Here is a 16,132-nt window from a genome sequence, read left to right as displayed (position 1 = left end):
GCTTAGCCCCAAAGCGCCGCGCTGGGCGGATGTACGCCGTCTGCGTCAAAGGTCAACGGCGTGTCGCGGTCTTCGGCCAACAACAGCGGTCCGTCCAGATCGGTCACCATCGCGCCCTGTGCCACCAATGTTGCCGGGGCCATCGCCAGCGAACTGCCGACCATGCAGCCGACCATCACCTTATAGCCCTCTGCCAAGGCCGCTTCACGCAACCGCAGCGCCTCGGTCAAGCCACCGGTTTTGTCGAGCTTGATGTTCACCACATCATATTTGCCTTTGAGCTTGGGCAACGTCGAGCAATCATGCGCGCTCTCATCGGCGCAGACCGGTACGGGACGCTCCATGCCCAACAGGGCGTCATCGTCCCCGGCAGGCAGCGGTTGCTCCACCAGTGCCACACCCAGCCGCACCAGATGCGGCGCCAGATCGGCATAGACCTCGGCGGACCAGCCTTCGTTGGCATCCACAATGATGGTAGATTTTGGCGCGCCGGCGCGCACCGCTTCCAGACGCGCCATGTCATCCGGCGTGCCCAGTTTGATTTTCAACAAAGGCCGATGCGCGTTTTTCGCCGCCTGTGCCTGCATCTCTGCCGGTTCCGCCAAAGACAGCGTATAGGCGGTGATCTCCGGCCCCGGCTGCGGCAAGCCAGCCAGTTCCCAGGCGCGTTTGCCCGCCTTCTTGCACTCCAGATCCCACAGCGCGCAGTCCAACGCATTGCGCGCGGCACCTGCTGGCAAGGTGTACAGCCCCTCGCGGGTCACCGGGCCTTTTACGCTTTCGATCAGCTGCGTGACATTCTCCAATGTCTCACCATAGCGCGCATAGGGCACACATTCGCCCCAGCCCACGTATCCGTCTTCTTCAACCTTCACGGTCAGAACTTTGGCTTCCGTGCGCGAGCCACGGGAAATGGTGAACACCTGCGCCAGTTTGAACACATCAGGGGTGACGGAAATTCGCATGTGGAGGCCTTTCAAAGCGTCTTGCGGCCAATATTCGTCACAGCGCATCGCGCCGCACTTTCATTTGGCCAAAAATATCCCAGGGGTCCGGGGGCGGCGCCCCCGGCTTGTTGTTGCAACTTTACAGCGCTGCGAGCGCGTCCACCAGCTTGCCCGCGCCAAAACGGAACGGGTCGGTGGCTGGCAGCCCCATCTCGGCCTCAACCTGTGCCAGATAGGCTTTTGCCTCATCTTCCGCCATGTGCTGGGTGTTCACCGACACGCCAACAACCTCACAGGCCGGGTTGGCCACTTTGGCCAGCGGCAGCGCCAGATCGCGTAGTTCCTGCAGGCTAGGCTGCTGGTATTCCGGCAGGCCGCGCATGTGCTCGCGGGTTGGCTCATGGGCGAGGATCAGCGCGTCTGGCTGGCCGCCATGGATCAACGCCATGGTCACACCGGAATAGGACACGTGGAACAGGCTGCCCTGACCTTCGATGTGGTCCCAGTGGTCTTCGTCATTGTCCGGCGTCAGCCACTCTACGGAGCCTGCCATAAAGTCAGCAATCACCGCGTCCAGCGGTACGCCGTCACCGGTCACCAGAATGCCGGTCTGACCGGTGGCACGGAAGGTCGACTTCATGCCGCGCTTGCGCATTTCCGCATCCATGCAGAGGGCGGTGTACATCTTGCCCACGGAACAGTCGGTGCCTACGGCCAGCACGCGCTTACCGCTGCGCTTCTTGCCGTTCGCAATCGGGTATTCCACTTCCGGCACCCGCACATCGTGCAGCTTTTGGCCGGTGGCTTCCGCCACGGCCACCAGATCCGGCTCGTCGCGCAGCAGGTTGTGCAGGCCGGAGGCCAGATCAAAACCCTCTTCCAGCGCCATCACCAGCACCTTTTTCCACTCCTGGGAAATCACGCCGCCACGGTTGGCCACGCCAATCACCAGCGTTTTGGCGCCGGCTTCGCGGGCTTCCACCAGGCTCATATCGGTCAGCCCCATGTCGGCTTTGCAGCCCTCCATGCGGAATTGACCTACGGCATTCTCTGGACGCCAGTCTTTGATGCCCTGCGCCACTTTGGCGGCCAGTTGGTCCGGTGCATCACCCAAGAACAGAAGGTATGGAGTTTCGATCATCGCGCGTCCCTTTCGTATCATCCCCAGTTAACGGACAAAGTTTATGCGCTGGGCACCGGGCCAGGTTCTCAAATGTTGCTGCCGCGCAGCATAGCTTTGCAAATTTCTTCGAAAAAGACTCGACTTAACGAAAGAACCTTGCTGCAACTGCGAGAAATTCGCACCTCCGTGATACAGCCGCGATACCGACACAATACCGACGTGCCAAACCACGTATTTGCGCCGCGACGCAGCGAAACTAATGCCGCGTGCGCACAATTTACTTGCGGTCAAGCGCGCAACTTCCTAACAATCGGCGTCAGAAAAACGTAATATCCTTACCTAGAGAGTGACGTCATGAGCTTCCGACTTCAGCCTGCCGCCCCCGCCCGTCCCAACCGCTGCCAGCTGTTTGGCCCGGCGTCCAACACCAAGCTGTTTGCCAAAATGGCGGCGTCTGCGGCGGATGTGATCAACATCGATCTGGAAGATTCCGTGGCCCCGTCGGACAAGGATATGGCCCGCGCCAACGCAATTGAGGCAATCAATTCAATTGATTGGGGCAAAAAGACTCTGTCCGTGCGCATCAACGGTCTGGACACGCCGTACTGGTATCGCGACGTGGTTGACCTGCTGGAGCAGGCCGGTGAGCGCCTCGATCAGATCATGATCCCAAAGGTCGGCTGCGCCGAAGACATCTACGCCGTGGATGCTCTGGTCACCGCAATTGAAGCTGCCAAAGGCCGCAAAAAGCGCATCGCTTTTGAAGTTATCATCGAATCGGCCGCCGGCATCGCCCACGTAGAAGCCATCGCCGCCGCCTCACCCCGTCTCGAAGCCATGTCCTTAGGCGCCGCCGACTTCGCCGCTTCCATGGGTATGCAGACCACAGGTATTGGGGGCACGCAGGAAAACTACTACATGTTGCATGAAGGTCAGAAGCACTGGTCCGACCCATGGCACTGGGCGCAGGCCGCAATTGTGGCCGCCTGCCGGACTCACGGCGTCCTGCCAGTGGACGGCCCCTTTGGCGACTTCTCCGACGACGAAGGCTACATTGCGCAGGCCAAGCGCTCTGCGACTTTGGGTATGGTAGGCAAATGGGCGATCCACCCAAAACAGATCGCTCTGGCCAACGAAGTGTTCACCCCATCTGACGAAGCGGTCAACGAAGCGCGTGAGATCCTTGCCGCAATGGAACAGGCCAAAGCCAACGGCGAAGGCGCCACTGTGTACAAAGGCCGCTTGGTCGACATTGCGTCTATCAAACAAGCCGAAGTGATCGTGGCACAAGCGGAATTGATCGCCGCGGGCTGATTGTAAGGCTTTGATAAGAATGCAGAAGCGCCCGTGGATTTTGAATTCGCGGGCGTTTTTCTTTTTGGCGAAATAGCTTAAGCGCGTTCGTCTTTTGGCGAGCCCATCACCACGTAGCTGGTGATCGAGTGCACCTGTTCGACTGTGCCCAGAACCTCGGTATGGAAGCGCTTGTACGACGGCAAATCTGCCGCCTCTACCCGCAGCAGGTACTCCACCTGACCAGTGATGTTGTGACACTCCCGCACCTCCGGTGCCAATGCCATTGCCCGCTCAAACGCCAATTGCGAGTCCTTGGTGTGTTTGTTTAATCCCACAGTGATGTAGGCCACAAACCCCGTCCCCAAGGCAGCCCGGTCCAGCACAGCGCGATAGCCGGTTATGATCCCCGTCTTCTCCAACGCAGCGACACGCCGCAGGCAGGCAGAGGGGGACAGTCCTACTTTTTCGGCCAAAGCGAGGTTGCTCATGCGCCCGTCTCTGGAGAGTTCACGCAATATATGTTCGTCAATTTGATCAAGTGCCGTCATAAGTTGCGAAGTTACCTTCTCAACGCACAAAAACGCAACTCAAATGCGCGAGCTTTGCGTCACGCTTAGTCCATGACTTACGATATCCTGACCGCTCTTCTCCTGTTTGCCTTTGTGTCCTCGATCACTCCGGGGCCAAACAATCTTATGCTCATGGCCTCTGGCGCCAACTTCGGCTTTGCCCGTACGATCCCACACATGCTTGGCGTGGGTATTGGCTTTGTGGTCATGGTGGCATTGGTCGGCGTGGGTTTGATGCAGGTGTTTGACAGCTATCCCATTGCGCACACAGTTTTGGCGGTCGCGTCAGTGACTTACTTGCTGTGGTTGGCCTGGAAGGTGGCCAATGCAGGCGCGCCAGAAGAAGGCGAAGGCACCGGCGGCACGCCGATGACCTTCTTGCAGGCGGCGGCCTTTCAATGGGTCAACCCAAAGGCCTGGACCATGGCGCTCACCGCCGTCACGCTCTATGCTCCGGATCGCTCACTGACCGCGGTATTGCTGGTGGCAGCAGCCTTTGGGGCGGTGAACCTTCCGTGTGTCTCTAGCTGGACTGTGTTGGGTCAGCAAATGCGACGGCTCCTGACCTCACCCGCGCGTTTAACTGCCTTCAACTGGACCATGGCAGGCTTGCTTGTCTTGTCGCTCTATCCCGTTGTGGCGCCCATGGTCTCGGCAGGCTAACACCGCGCATTGATGCCCTATGTGGCGCGTGTTTGTGCGCTTCCCGTTGCAATTACCCAAAGTCACCGTCATATAGCCTTGTCAAGAAAACCAGTGTGTGGAGTGCACAATGACCAACTATCTCGACTTCGAAAAACCGCTCGCAGAGATTGAGGGCAAAGCCGAAGAACTGCGGGCGCTTGCGCAGCAGAACGAAGAGATGGATGTCAAAGATGAAGCTGCCGCGCTGGACCGCAAAGCGGCTGAGTTGCTCGAAGAACTCTACAAAGATCTGACCCCTTGGCGCAAATGCCAGGTCGCGCGTCACCCGGATCGTCCGCACTGCCGCGACTACATCAACGAGCTGTTCACCGACTACACCCCTCTGGCGGGCGATCGGAACTTTGCTGACGATCTCGCCGTTATGGGCGGTCTTGCGCGTTTCAACGATCAGCCGGTTGTGGTGATTGGCCAGGAAAAAGGCCACGACACCAAGTCGCGGATTTCCCACAATTTTGGCATGGCCCGCCCGGAAGGCTACCGCAAGGCGGTGCGCCTGATGGAAATGGCCAACAAATTTGGCCTGCCAGTTGTGACACTGGTGGACACCGCAGGCGCTTATCCGGGTAAGGGCGCTGAGGAGCGCGGCCAATCTGAGGCCATCGCGCGCTCCACAGAGATGTGCCTGCAAATTGGCGTGCCGCTGATTTCCGTGATCATCGGCGAAGGTGGCTCCGGTGGCGCCGTGGCATTCGCCACCGCCAACCGCGTGGCGATGTTGGAGCATTCGGTTTACTCCGTGATCAGCCCCGAAGGCTGCGCGTCGATTCTGTGGAAAGACAGCACCAAGATGCGTGAGGCGGCCGAAGCCCTGCGTGTGACCGCACAAGATCTGGAACAGCTGGGCGTCGCGGATCGTGTGATCGCAGAGCCAATGGGAGGCGCGCATCGTGACCGTCAGGCGACAATGAAGAGCGTGGCCACTGCGATCGAGACCATGTTGGGCGAGTTGAAAGATATGTCCAAAGAGGACCTTGTGGCCAACCGCCGCAAGAAGTTCCTCAACATCGGCTCCAAAGGTCTGGTGGCTTAAGGCTGCGCGAGACCGAGAAAAATTCGCTCGAATTCAGAGGGGGCTTTGGCCCCCTTTTCTTTTGGCAAACAGCAGTTAGCTTAGCTGCCCTTTTGTCCCCAATGGCCCGGCATGTTGTGTGGAAACGTCGGCGCTCGCAGTTTGGACAATGCGCCAAGCGGTCCGGACATCATTTTGCCAACCGGGCTTTTGTTGAACTGCGCTTTGGTTTTCTCAAACTGCATCACATTCTCGATGCGCCGATCCAGAAAGGCCCAGGTGGCGGCATGGCCGTCACTGTCATCGCCAAGCCAGTAAAGTACCGTAGCGGAATAGACCGCCGACAAGGTTGCGCGTTTGGAGTACCAATTGAAGTCTTGTGACGTGTCGCCAATAGCAGTCCAAATCGCATCGGCCGTACCCCAGATCAGTTGCGCGCCGGTTGCGGCATGTTGGGGCAGGGCAAACAGCGTGCTGCCGCGGCGCACAATTTCCCGATCCGGGCAGAGCTCCAATCGCGTGCGGACAGCAAAGGTAATCTTTTCGCGGATTTTCATTTCGGCCAGCGCCTCATCCGTCAGGGCATCCACCATCTGAGAATCACCGCGCTTGTGATAGGCCACGGCCAGGTCCACCGCGCCGCGCGGACAGAGTGCTTTGGCGACAACCGGGTCCACGCCGCTGTCTTCCTCAGCGGCCTGAAATGTCGCGTCAGACCACCCATCAAAGGGCACATGCATCTCTGCGGCCTCCAAAAGACGGGATTTGACGTCGGTAGGCGCTGACTCGGTCATGGCGGAACTCGCTTTGCGATAAGGCTGTTGCGCCCATACTAGACAAAGCGCAGGCAAGTTGCTATATGCGCGCTTCCTGCAATTTCATTGCAACTCAAACTTAGAAAGGTGGTGAAAACCACATGCAGGTTAGTGTTCGTGACAACAATGTCGATCAGGCGCTTCGTGCCCTGAAGAAAAAGCTGCAGCGTGAAGGCGTCTTCCGCGAAATGAAGCTCAAGCAACATTTCGAAAAGCCGTCCGAGAAAAAAGCGCGCGAGAAGGCTGAAGCGATCCGCCGTGCCCGTAAACTGGCACGTAAGAAAGCACAGCGTGAAGGTTTGCTCTAAGCACACCTTTCCAGCTTTGGACACAAGAATTGACGACCCCCGAGGCCTGGCCTCGGGGGTTTGTCTTTTGTTGTAGCGACGGAATTTGTGCTTACATGCGTTGAGGTCGCATAGACGGCACTCCAAAACGGGACGGGAAGTAATATGAGGCGCACCTTTGGGTCGTTTGTGTTTGTGCTGGTGGCGGGTGCCATCATTGGCGCGCTCTATGGCCTCATGATGAATGAGATCCTTGACCGCAACTGGGGGTTAAAAGCGCCTATTCGTGGTGCTGTGCGGGGCATGGTGGTCGCCTCTGTGGCTGTGGTGCTGGAGGTCTGGATCAGCAACAGCGCCATTGGTCGCTGGCAGCGTAGTCTGAAGTTCCGCCGGGGCGTGGCGCTGCGCGTGATCATCACCTGCCTGATCATCTACGTCGCGCTGGCAAGTTCCCACCTGGTTTTGATTGGCGACCGGGAAATCTACCTTCAGTGGTTCCAGAACGGTTTTGCGCCAGATTTCCTGTTTGCGCTGGGCGCCGGCGTGGTCATTCAGGTGATGCTTCAGGCGCGTCGCCTGATTGGTGGCCGGACACTGACCTACTTCCTGTTGGGGCGATACTCTCGGCCCACCGAGGAGAGGCGGATTTTTGTGTTGGCGGACCTGAAAGATTCTACGGCGATCACCGAAAAACTCGGAGATCAGAAGGCACTGGAGCTGATCACCGGTGTCTTTCTGGACATTGATGCCGCGATCAAACGCAACCGTGGTGTGATCCACAACTACGTGGGAGACGAGATTATCATGAGTTGGCGGGACCGTGGTCCGGACGGCAACATGCCGTTGCTGCAGTGTATTGATGAGATTTTTCAGACCCTCTCCGTCCGACAGGCGCACTACCTCAAGAAATACGGCGTGGCACCAACCTTGCGGCTCGGGATTGCCGGTGGGCCAGTGGCGGTTGGCGAATGCGGTTGGGAGAAACGCCAGGTGGTCTACATCGGCGACACGATCAACAAAGCCAAACGCATGCAGGAAGCCTGCAAGCGGCATGATCTGTCAGTGATTCTGGATGCAGAAACCGCGCGCGGGATCACCATGCCAATGGGGATCGGCATTGCGGCGGTCGAGGAGGCCACGCTACGTGGCCGTGCCGAGGCAACAAAGATGCTGACGTTGACGGGTCCTGACGGAAGCGCGCTGGAGGCGCTTCCGTCACTGCCTGTGCCTGCCTAAGGCCTATTTGCCCGACTTGCCTTTGGCTGCTGCCTTGGCAGCCGCCGCACGGGCTTTGTTTTTCTTGCTGTTCGCTTTGCCTTTTGGCGGGGGTGGGCCTTTGGGCTTGCGGCTTGGCTTTGCCTCGCTCAGGGCGCCGTCCGCCATGGCACGCCGACGTGGGGCTGCGTCGCCACCGGTATCCCCGCCGCGCGGCTTGCCGCTTTTCGGCGCGGCCTTGGGCTTTTTCTTGCGTGGGGCCGGATCGTCGTTCCACTCAACAGGTGGCGTGGACTTGGCGGATTTTTTGCCCTTGGCCGGCGCATAGTCCGATTTTTCATCGAATTTTTTGCTTTTCGGCTTGTCAAAAGACGGCTTGTCGTCGGCAAATTTGTCGCCCCGAGGCCGCTCAAACTTGTCTTTTTCGAACTTGCCTTTGCCGCGATGCGGTTTGCGGTCGTCGCGACGGTCGTCTCGGCGTGGACCTTTGCCTTTGTGAAAGGGCTTCTTGCCGCTGTCACCACGAGGGCCACGCTCCAACACAGGCTCTTTGTCCATCTGTGCCAGTTTTGCGCCCTCCTCGAGGGTCATCTTTGGACCGATGGCCGCCAAGAACCCTGCAACGCTGGTTTCCAGAACCTGCACGTAGCTTTCGTCCTGATTGATGCGGATCGCGCCAATGTCGTCTTTGGTCAAATCGCCCAGTTTGCACAGCATGGGCAGCAGTCGACGTGGCTCTGCACCCGCCTTGCGACCACCGGAAATGGAGAACCAAACCGACGGGCCAAAGTCTTTACGCGGCGCCGGTTTTGCATCAGATGCAGCAATCTCTTCCGGTGCAGAATGTTTGGAATTGTAAAGGCGCAGGTAGGCAGCGGCGACTTGCTCCGCGCTAAATGTGCCAAGCAAAGTTTCAATCAGAGGCTTTTCGTTAACCGTTGGCGCCTCGGCCCAATCCGGATCGGCAAACATCCGGCCCTGATCTTGCGCGGAGACTTCTTCGGCCGAGGGCGCGCCGGACCACTCCGCTTCAAGCTTGGCCCACCGCAACAAACGCTCCGCTTTCTTGCGCGATTTGCGGGTCACGATTAGGGCAGAGACCCCTTTGCGGCCTGCACGACCGGTGCGGCCCGAGCGGTGCAGCAAAGTTTCGTGGTTGTTGGGCAGCTCTGCGTGTACAACCAGGTCAAGGTTTGGCAGATCGATGCCACGCGCCGCCACATCGGTGGCCACACAAACCCGCGCGCGGCCGTCGCGCATGGCTTGCAGCGCGTGGGTGCGCTCGGATTGGCTCAATTCGCCGGACAGCGACACCACCTGAAAACCACGGTTGGACAGGCGGGTGGTGATACGGGCCACCATGGCGCGGGTGTTGGCAAAGACAATCGCGTTCGGTGCTTCGTAAAAGCGCAGAGTGTTGATCACAGCGTTTTCTGCATCACGATCCATAACGGTCATGGCGCGATAGGTGATGTCGGCGTGCTGTTTCTGCTCGGATTTGGTTTCCACGCGAATGGCGTCGCGCTGATAGTTCTTTGCCAGCTGCGCGATCATTTTGGGCACGGTGGCGGAGAACAAGAGCGTCTGGCGCTCTTCGGGCACCTGCTCGAGAATGAACTCCAGCTCTTCGCGGAAGCCGAGATCCAGCATTTCATCGGCTTCATCGAGCACTACCGCGCGCACATCCAGTAGGTCGATGGAGCCACGGTCGATGTGATCGCGCAGACGGCCTGGTGTGGCGACAACAATATGCGCGCCGCGAGCCAGCGCGCGACGTTCGTCACGCATGTCCATGCCGCCCACACAAGAGGCGACACGTGCGCCCGCTTCGGCGTACAGCCAGGTCAATTCACGTTTGACCTGCAGCGCTAGCTCACGTGTTGGCGCGATGATCAGGGCCAGCGGGGCCGCAGCTTCATCAAAGGCTTCGGCGTCACCAAGCAGGGTTGACGAGATGGCAAGACCAAAGCCGATTGTCTTACCGGAACCGGTTTGCGCGGACACTAGCAGGTCTTTACCGGTCAACTCGGGGTTCATGACCGCTTCTTGAACTTGCGTCAGCTTGTCATAGCCCTTGGCGTCCAGGGCTGTTTGGATGGCTTGTTTCACAGTGATGTCTACTTTTGTCAGAGGAGTGCCAGCGTGACGGCGTCGGCGGGCTCCCTCAAACTCTGAACCGCTCTCAACATCATATGTGGCAAGAAGCGCTGCGTTTAGCTTAGTTTTGCGCACATGTATAGGGCTGTGCTCAAAAGCGTTAACAAGGATGTGAGCAGAAACTTTCTAACAATCTGCGCCACGTGGTTTGAAACCGCGGCAAAAGCCTTAAGTTAACGCAAACGCAATTCACACACAGGGCCTGAAACGATGACCGAGAGCTACACTCCCCCCAAAGTCTGGACATGGGACTCCGAAAGCGGCGGCAAGTTTGCCAGCATCAACCGCCCCATCGCTGGGCCGACCCATGACAAGGAGCTGGCACGCGGTGAGCACCCGTTCCAGCTTTACTCCCTGGCGACACCAAACGGGGTGAAAGTCACGGTGATGTTTGAGGAACTTCTGGAAGCCGGTCACAAGGGCGCAGAGTATGACGCCTATCTGATCAACATTGGCGAAGGGGATCAGTTCTCCTCTGGTTTTGTCGATGTGAACCCCAACTCCAAAATCCCGGCATTGATGGATCTCAGCGGCGACAAAGATGTGCGCGTGTTTGAGAGCGGCGCGATCCTGTTGCATCTGGCCGAGAAATTTGAGGCCTTCCTTGGCCCCAAAGAAAACCGCGCCGAGATGATCAGCTGGTTGTTCTGGCAAATGGGCAGCGCGCCGTATCTGGGTGGGGGCTTTGGCCATTTCTATGCCTATGCGCCAGAGAAATGGCAGTACCCAATCGATCGCTTTGCGATGGAAACCAAACGTCAGTTGGATGTGTTGGACCGTCAATTGGCCGACAACACCTACATCTCCGGGGAAGAGTATACCGTGGCCGATATCGCGATCTGGTCCTGGTATGGCCAGTTGGTTCTTGGACGGCTTTATGAAGCGGCGGAGTTCCTGGATGTTGCCAGCTACAAAAACGTGGTGCGCTGGGCGGAGGCCATTGATGCGCGCCCTGCGGTGAAACGCGGCCGCATGGTGAACCGTGCCTGGGGCGAACTCAACGAACAACTGCGTGAGCGCCATGCGGCGGAGGATTTCGACTCCCGCACGCAAGACAAGCTGGAGCCGGAAGCGGCGGAGTAAGGGGGCGCTGCCCCCGTCACATCAGTGATGTGAATCCCCCGAGATATTTGGAGAATGAGAAGCAGAACGCCGCTCGTGGTTGGAGTGGCGTTTTTTGTTCTGGGTACAATGAATGTGTTGAGCGGGGTGCTGTGTGGCGTCAGGTTTCAGACAGCGCTGCAGGAGACCGTCATGACACTCACCGAAATTCTGACCTTTGCTCTTGTGGCAAGTCTGCTGGTGATGTCACCGGGGCCTAATGGGGTGCTGATTGCCAAAACGGTGCCAATCTCGGGGCGATCGGCAGGCTTTGCCAATATCGCAGGTTTTGTGGCGGCGTTTTATGCTCACGGCGCCTTATCTGTGCTGGGGATTTCGGTCCTGTTTGTGCAGTCGGCGGTGGCGTTTTCCATCGTGAAGTTCTTGGGCGCGGCTTACCTGTGTTGGATCGGGGCGAAGGCGCTTTTGGCGGCTTGGCGTGGCGTCGAACCTGCGGCGAGCGTGGCCCCTGCCACAAACAAGCGCACTCTGTGGAAGGCTTTTGGTGAGGGCGTTCTCACCAATGGGCTAAATCCGAAAGTGTCGATGTTTTATCTGGCCGCATTCCCTCAGTTCCTGACGGTTGGCGACGCCTCTGCCTCTGCGGCTTTCACCCTGGTGACCGTGCACGCGGCCATCAACGCGCTTTGGTTCGCCGCCATTGTCCTGTTGTTTTCGCAGCTCACACAGGTCGCACGTAGCGGACGGTTTCAATTGTGGCTAAAAGGTGTGACCGGCGCGGTGTTTGTTGGCTTTGGTGTGAAGCTGGCGACGTTGCGCGCCAGCTTCTGAGGGGCGTATTATCGCGCCGTCAGCATCATTTCGGCGGCTTTTTCACCGATCATAATGCACGGCGAGTTGGTGTTACCGCTGGTGATCTTTGGCATAACAGAGGCGTCCACAACACGAAGGCCGCCGAGGCCACGCAGGTGCAGGTCTGCATTAAGCGGTGCGCTGGCGTCACTGCCCATCCGCACGGTGCCCACGGGATGGAAAATTGTGGTGCCGATGTCGCCTGCGGCCTGTGCCAACTCAGCGTCGTCTTGCGCGGTGAGGCCGGGTTTCATTTCCTCCGGCGCGTATTTGGCCATGGGACCTTGCGCCATAATGCTGCGGGCCTGGCGGATCGCTGCCACCGCGGTGGCGCGGTCCCCTTCCGTGGAAAGATAGTTGGGCGCAATCTTCGGTGCCACAGAAGCGTCCGGTGAGGTGATCTCCACAGTGCCACGGCTCTCAGGGCGCAAGTTGCACACGCTGGCGGTCATGGCAGGGAAATCGTGAAGCGGCTGGCCAAAGGCCTCCAGCGACAGCGGTTGCACATGGTATTCGAGGTCTGGCGTCGCCACATCCGGACGGGACTTGGTGAAAGCCCCCAACTGGCTTGGGGCCATAGACATAGGACCGCTGCGTTTCAGTAAGTACTCCATCCCGATTTTGGCTTTTCCAAACAGCGAGTTCGCCATGGTGTTGAGGGTTTTTGCGCCGGTAAGTTTCCACGCACAGCGCAGTTGCAAATGGTCTTGAAGATTGCTGCCAATCTCCGCCTGATCCAACTGCACATCAATGCCGTGTTTTTGCAGCAAAGCCCCCGGTCCAATGCCGGAAAGCTGTAGGATTTGAGGTGAGTTCACGGCTCCCGCAGAGAGCACAACCTCGCCGCCACACTTGGCTTGCTGCAACGTGCCATGCTGTCTGTATTCCACGCCCACAACTTTGCCGCTTTCGATCAACAGGCGCGTTGTATGCGCGTGGGTTTCGACCTTCAGTTGCCCATTTTTCTGAGGCCGCAGAAAGGCCTTCGCGGTGTTCCAGCGAAAACCGCGATGCTGGTTGACTTTAAAGTAGCCCACGCCTTCGTTGTCGCCGCCATTGAAATCATCTGTGCGTGGTACACCCGCCGCCTCAGCAGCAGCCATCCAATCGTCCAAGACATCCCAGCGGAGACGCTGATTGTTCACGTGCCACGGACCGCCGGCACCGTGCAGATCAGACTCGCCCTCCATGTAGTCCTCGGACTTTTTGAAGAGCGGCAGCACGTCTTCCCAGGACCAACCGGGTAGGCCCATTTGGCGCCACCCATCATAGTCGGCGGCCTGTCCGCGCAGGTACAACATGCCGTTGATTGAGGAACAGCCGCCCAGGACCTTGCCGCGCGGATAAAGCAATTGCCGCCCGTTTAGCCCCGCGTCCGGTGCAGTTTTGTACATCCAGTCTGTGCGCGGGTTCCCGATGCAGTAGAGGTAGCCCATCGGAATGTGAATCCAGTGGTAGGTGTCTTTGCCGCCGGCTTCCAAAAGCAGTACACGCCGCCCTGCTTCTGCCAGTCGTGCCGCAACAACACAGCCCGCGCTCCCCGCGCCCACCACGATGTGATCCCAGTCCATTTGTGCTTTCTCCTCACTCCACTATCGAGAAGAAAGCGAAGTAGAGACCATGTCAAACACATTTGTCTGACATTTAAGCGCCGGACGGAAGCACGCGTAATTTTTCAGGGTTGCGCATCACGTAAATCCAATGGGTTGCGCCGGTTTTGTCAGGGAGGACTAGCGTCAATGTGTCCAGAACACCGTGCACGTACCGCGCCACCGCGGGATGCCTATTTGCTGTGACCTGTGCAAAGCGCACATCGGTTAAATCTCTGGATTTTGCCATCACAGCTTGTGTGACCGTCATAATGTCGGCTGGCCCAAGTAGGACGCGGAAGGCAGCCGAGGCTTTCCCACCGCCGTCGGTAATAGCCATGGCGTCTTCTGCCAGGACTTTGATGGCATGCGCGTGGTCCTGTGCTGCGGCAAAGAAAAACCGCTCAGCCGCTTTGGCCGCGTCCTCGGCGCTGACATCAAATCTTGGTCCGCTGGTTTGCAGCCGCTTGTGCGCTCGACTAACCATCTGTCGGCAGGTTGCCTCGGATTTGCCCAGAGTTTTGGCAATCTCGGCGTAGTCCGCGTCAAACGCCTCGCGCAACACAAACGCGGCGCGCTCTGTGGGGGCCAGCCTTTCCATCGCCCAAAGCAAGGCCAACTCACATTCTTGCGCCAATTGAAATTGGCTTTCCGTGGAGGGGCCATGTTCTGAAATGATCGGTTCCGGTAGCCACGGGCCAACATAGCTTTCCCGGCGCACCCGCGCGGATTTCAACGTGTCCAGAGCTATGTTGGTCGCCACGCGGCGCAGCCAGGCGCTGGGGTTCTCGATTGCGGGTACGTCTGAGGTGGCAAACCGCAGCCAGGCTTCTTGCACCACATCTTCTGCGGCGCTGACCTCACCTAACATGCGGTAAGAAATCGACAGGAGCGCAGGGCGCTCCCGTTCAAAGACTGCTGTGTTGGGATCCATCTAGACCGCCACCTTTCCGACCCGTCCGTTTACCACAAGCTGCCGACAGGCATGTCCGTCCCCCAGCCCACGTTTAAAGACCGGATAAAACCGTCCGGACCCCGCTGCAAAGCTGGCGGCAATCACAGCTTGGTCGCCAAATCGTTGCCGTATACGGTCGCCAAATGTGTTGGGCTCATAAGAGCCGGAAATGGCATGTTGGGCAAATTGAAAGCCCAAGCCAACATCACCGGCCTCACCAAACCGACCCTCAATGGCGGCAAGCAACTGATCTCCATCCACGCCCTCTTCGAGCGCAAAAGAGACCACCAGTTGACCACAAGGTCCGCAATCTCCGTCCAAGGTGGAGGCCAGCAGTGCCCCGGCCCAGACGGCGCGAGCCTCTTCCGGTCCTTTGTACTGCGTGACCATCGGCAAGAAGGTCAGCGCCAATCCGGCCTTTGTCGAGGCGTCGATCACCTCGTGCATATAGGTGACGTCATAGTCGTATTTCTTGCCAAAGCTGCGGGTGCCAGAATGGAGTAGCTTGCGGATCATGCTTGTGCTCCCTCTTGTTTGAGTTGAGACGCGGCAACAAGGGCTGTCCAAGCCGGAACTTGGATTCCAAGTAGATTCGTCATGGCAATCGCGTCTACCGCGGTGTTGCGATGCGCAATCCAAATCCAGATGTGGAAGACGGCATGCAGGCACGGCCATGCTGCCCCAAAAATCGCCAATCGGTAGTCATTTAGTCGCGCCGCGGCCATCAGACCCAAAGCTGAGACCAAAAAAGCAAGGGCTACGTCTTTGATGAAGTGGCTGTTGTAGGGTCCTGTTTGGGCAACTCCAGGTACCGTGTCATACCAAGTAATTGGAGCAGACCACATAAATCCTGCGTTGATCAGAAAGTAGGCTGACAGTCCTAAGAGTACTGGGTGGTTCATCTTTAGTCTCCTTGATGTTTCTAAGGAGACGATGCAGCTTGCCGATTTGTGACAGACTTTTTGGGTTAAACCGGCAGGGCGGTGGTTTTGAACACCGTCCGCAGTGCAAAACTGGACTGCATCTGCGCTACGCCCGGCAGGCGAGCTAGGTGCTGGCGGTGAATACGGGCAAAGTCTTCGGTGTTTTCTGCCACCACTTTGAGAATGTAGTCGGCTGTTCCTGCCATAAGGTGGCACTCCAACACATCCGGAATACGCGACACGGCTTTCTCAAAGGCTTCGAGCACTTCATCGGCTTGACCCGAGAGCGTGATCTCGACAAACACCGTGGTGGGCACATCCAGCTTGCGGGGGTCAAGTAGCGCCACGTAGTCTTTGATGTAGCCGTCTTTCTCCAGCCGATGCACGCGGCGGTGACAGGCGGATTGGGACAGGTTCACGCGCTCTGCCAGTTCGGCATTGGAAATGCGACCCTGCTTTTGCAAGACGGTGAGAATCCGACGATCTGTTTGATCAAGTGACATATGGCGAAAGCTCCTTGCGCGCTTGAATACAGTATTCGAAGGTTCTTGCAATCGCGAGTTTTTAAACTGCCTAAATTTCAAGCAACTTCGCGTCGAGCCTGCCTAAGCTGAGGACAGTTCAATTT

17 protein-coding genes are annotated in these 16,132 nt (G+C 58.2%); 7 read left to right on the top strand and 10 right to left on the bottom strand.

Features of this window, described 5'->3' with window-relative positions; translation table 11 throughout:
* Nucleotides 1-2 precede the first annotated feature (2 nt).
* Both dgcA and dgcN read right to left on the bottom strand, forming a co-directional pair.
* Entirely contained in the window at nucleotides 3-965 is a 963-nt protein-coding gene (gene dgcA / locus SIB92_RS13770) for an N-acetyl-D-Glu racemase DgcA (RefSeq protein ID WP_412552583.1), read from the bottom strand.
* 121 nt (nucleotides 966-1,086) lie between these two features.
* On the bottom strand, nucleotides 1,087-2,088 hold the full coding sequence (dgcN, locus tag SIB92_RS13765; RefSeq protein ID WP_412552582.1) for an N-acetyltransferase DgcN: 1,002 nt from the start codon (nucleotides 2,086-2,088) through the stop codon (nucleotides 1,087-1,089).
* A gap of 336 nt (nucleotides 2,089-2,424) precedes the next feature.
* Between dgcN and SIB92_RS13760 the strand changes: the two genes are divergently transcribed.
* Nucleotides 2,425-3,384: an L-malyl-CoA/beta-methylmalyl-CoA lyase gene (locus tag SIB92_RS13760; protein WP_294117115.1), complete on the top strand. Its 960-nt coding sequence runs from the start codon at nucleotides 2,425-2,427 to the stop codon at nucleotides 3,382-3,384.
* Nucleotides 3,385-3,461: 77 nt separating this feature from the next.
* On the opposite strand, the gene SIB92_RS13755 is transcribed toward SIB92_RS13760, so the two are convergent.
* Nucleotides 3,462-3,914 carry an Lrp/AsnC family transcriptional regulator gene (locus SIB92_RS13755; protein WP_412552581.1) on the bottom strand — a complete coding sequence of 151 codons (453 nt, stop codon included), beginning with the start codon at nucleotides 3,912-3,914 and terminating at the stop codon, nucleotides 3,462-3,464.
* A gap of 72 nt (nucleotides 3,915-3,986) precedes the next feature.
* On the opposite strand from SIB92_RS13755, the gene SIB92_RS13750 reads away from it, so the two are divergent.
* Both SIB92_RS13750 and SIB92_RS13745 read left to right on the top strand, forming a co-directional pair.
* Nucleotides 3,987-4,598 (top strand): LysE family translocator, encoded by a 612-nt coding sequence (locus tag SIB92_RS13750; protein WP_294117112.1) that lies wholly within the window; start codon nucleotides 3,987-3,989, stop codon nucleotides 4,596-4,598.
* Between the two features lie 109 nt (nucleotides 4,599-4,707).
* Nucleotides 4,708-5,670 carry an acetyl-CoA carboxylase carboxyltransferase subunit alpha gene (locus SIB92_RS13745; RefSeq protein ID WP_412552580.1) on the top strand — a complete coding sequence of 321 codons (963 nt, stop codon included), beginning with the start codon at nucleotides 4,708-4,710 and terminating at the stop codon, nucleotides 5,668-5,670.
* Between the two features lie 80 nt (nucleotides 5,671-5,750).
* On the opposite strand, the gene SIB92_RS13740 is transcribed toward SIB92_RS13745, so the two are convergent.
* On the bottom strand, nucleotides 5,751-6,443 hold the full coding sequence (locus SIB92_RS13740; protein ID WP_412552579.1) for a COQ9 family protein: 693 nt from the start codon (nucleotides 6,441-6,443) through the stop codon (nucleotides 5,751-5,753).
* 122 nt (nucleotides 6,444-6,565) lie between these two features.
* Here SIB92_RS13740 and rpsU point away from each other — a divergent pair, with 122 nt between their 5' ends.
* Both rpsU and SIB92_RS13730 read left to right on the top strand, forming a co-directional pair.
* Nucleotides 6,566-6,772, top strand: a complete 207-nt coding sequence (rpsU, locus tag SIB92_RS13735) for a 30S ribosomal protein S21 (protein ID WP_005614280.1) — start codon at nucleotides 6,566-6,568, stop codon at nucleotides 6,770-6,772.
* Nucleotides 6,773-6,916: 144 nt separating this feature from the next.
* Nucleotides 6,917-7,987: an adenylate/guanylate cyclase domain-containing protein gene (locus SIB92_RS13730; RefSeq protein WP_412552578.1), complete on the top strand. Its 1,071-nt coding sequence runs from the start codon at nucleotides 6,917-6,919 to the stop codon at nucleotides 7,985-7,987.
* A gap of 3 nt (nucleotides 7,988-7,990) precedes the next feature.
* Here the strand turns inward: SIB92_RS13730 and SIB92_RS13725 are convergent, their stop codons facing one another.
* The gene (locus tag SIB92_RS13725; protein WP_412552577.1) at nucleotides 7,991-10,075 is read right to left on the bottom strand and encodes a DEAD/DEAH box helicase; all 2,085 of its coding nucleotides are present in this window, start codon (nucleotides 10,073-10,075) and stop codon (nucleotides 7,991-7,993) included.
* 258 nt (nucleotides 10,076-10,333) lie between these two features.
* Between SIB92_RS13725 and yghU the strand changes: the two genes are divergently transcribed.
* Both yghU and SIB92_RS13715 read left to right on the top strand, forming a co-directional pair.
* Nucleotides 10,334-11,206: a glutathione-dependent disulfide-bond oxidoreductase gene (gene yghU, locus SIB92_RS13720; RefSeq protein WP_412552576.1), complete on the top strand. Its 873-nt coding sequence runs from the start codon at nucleotides 10,334-10,336 to the stop codon at nucleotides 11,204-11,206.
* Nucleotides 11,207-11,377: 171 nt separating this feature from the next.
* Entirely contained in the window at nucleotides 11,378-12,016 is a 639-nt protein-coding gene (locus SIB92_RS13715) for a LysE family translocator (RefSeq protein WP_412552575.1), read from the top strand.
* Nucleotides 12,017-12,024: 8 nt separating this feature from the next.
* Here SIB92_RS13715 and SIB92_RS13710 read toward each other — a convergent pair whose 3' ends face one another.
* From SIB92_RS13710 to SIB92_RS13690, 5 genes are all read right to left on the bottom strand, one after another.
* Entirely contained in the window at nucleotides 12,025-13,608 is a 1,584-nt protein-coding gene (locus SIB92_RS13710; protein ID WP_412552574.1) for a GMC family oxidoreductase, read from the bottom strand.
* A 73-nt stretch (nucleotides 13,609-13,681) separates the two neighbouring features.
* A complete protein-coding gene (gene sigJ / locus SIB92_RS13705) occupies nucleotides 13,682-14,560 on the bottom strand; it encodes an RNA polymerase sigma factor SigJ (RefSeq protein WP_412552573.1) in 879 nt (292 codons plus the stop codon).
* Nucleotides 14,561-15,097, bottom strand: coding sequence for a hypothetical protein (locus tag SIB92_RS13700; protein WP_412552572.1), 537 nt, complete (start codon nucleotides 15,095-15,097; stop codon nucleotides 14,561-14,563).
* The gene (locus SIB92_RS13695) at nucleotides 15,094-15,483 is read right to left on the bottom strand and encodes a hypothetical protein (RefSeq protein WP_412552571.1); all 390 of its coding nucleotides are present in this window, start codon (nucleotides 15,481-15,483) and stop codon (nucleotides 15,094-15,096) included. The genes SIB92_RS13700 and SIB92_RS13695 overlap by 4 nt, the downstream gene beginning before the upstream one ends.
* A gap of 65 nt (nucleotides 15,484-15,548) precedes the next feature.
* Nucleotides 15,549-16,007: an Lrp/AsnC family transcriptional regulator gene (locus SIB92_RS13690; RefSeq protein WP_412552570.1), complete on the bottom strand. Its 459-nt coding sequence runs from the start codon at nucleotides 16,005-16,007 to the stop codon at nucleotides 15,549-15,551.
* Nucleotides 16,008-16,132 lie beyond the last annotated feature (125 nt).

This window comes from Shimia sp. MIT1388, assembly GCF_047124445.1.
Lineage (GTDB): Bacteria > Pseudomonadota > Alphaproteobacteria > Rhodobacterales > Rhodobacteraceae > Shimia.
Note: the sequence above shows the minus strand (reverse complement) of the source record. Positions and strands in the feature narration are given on the sequence as shown.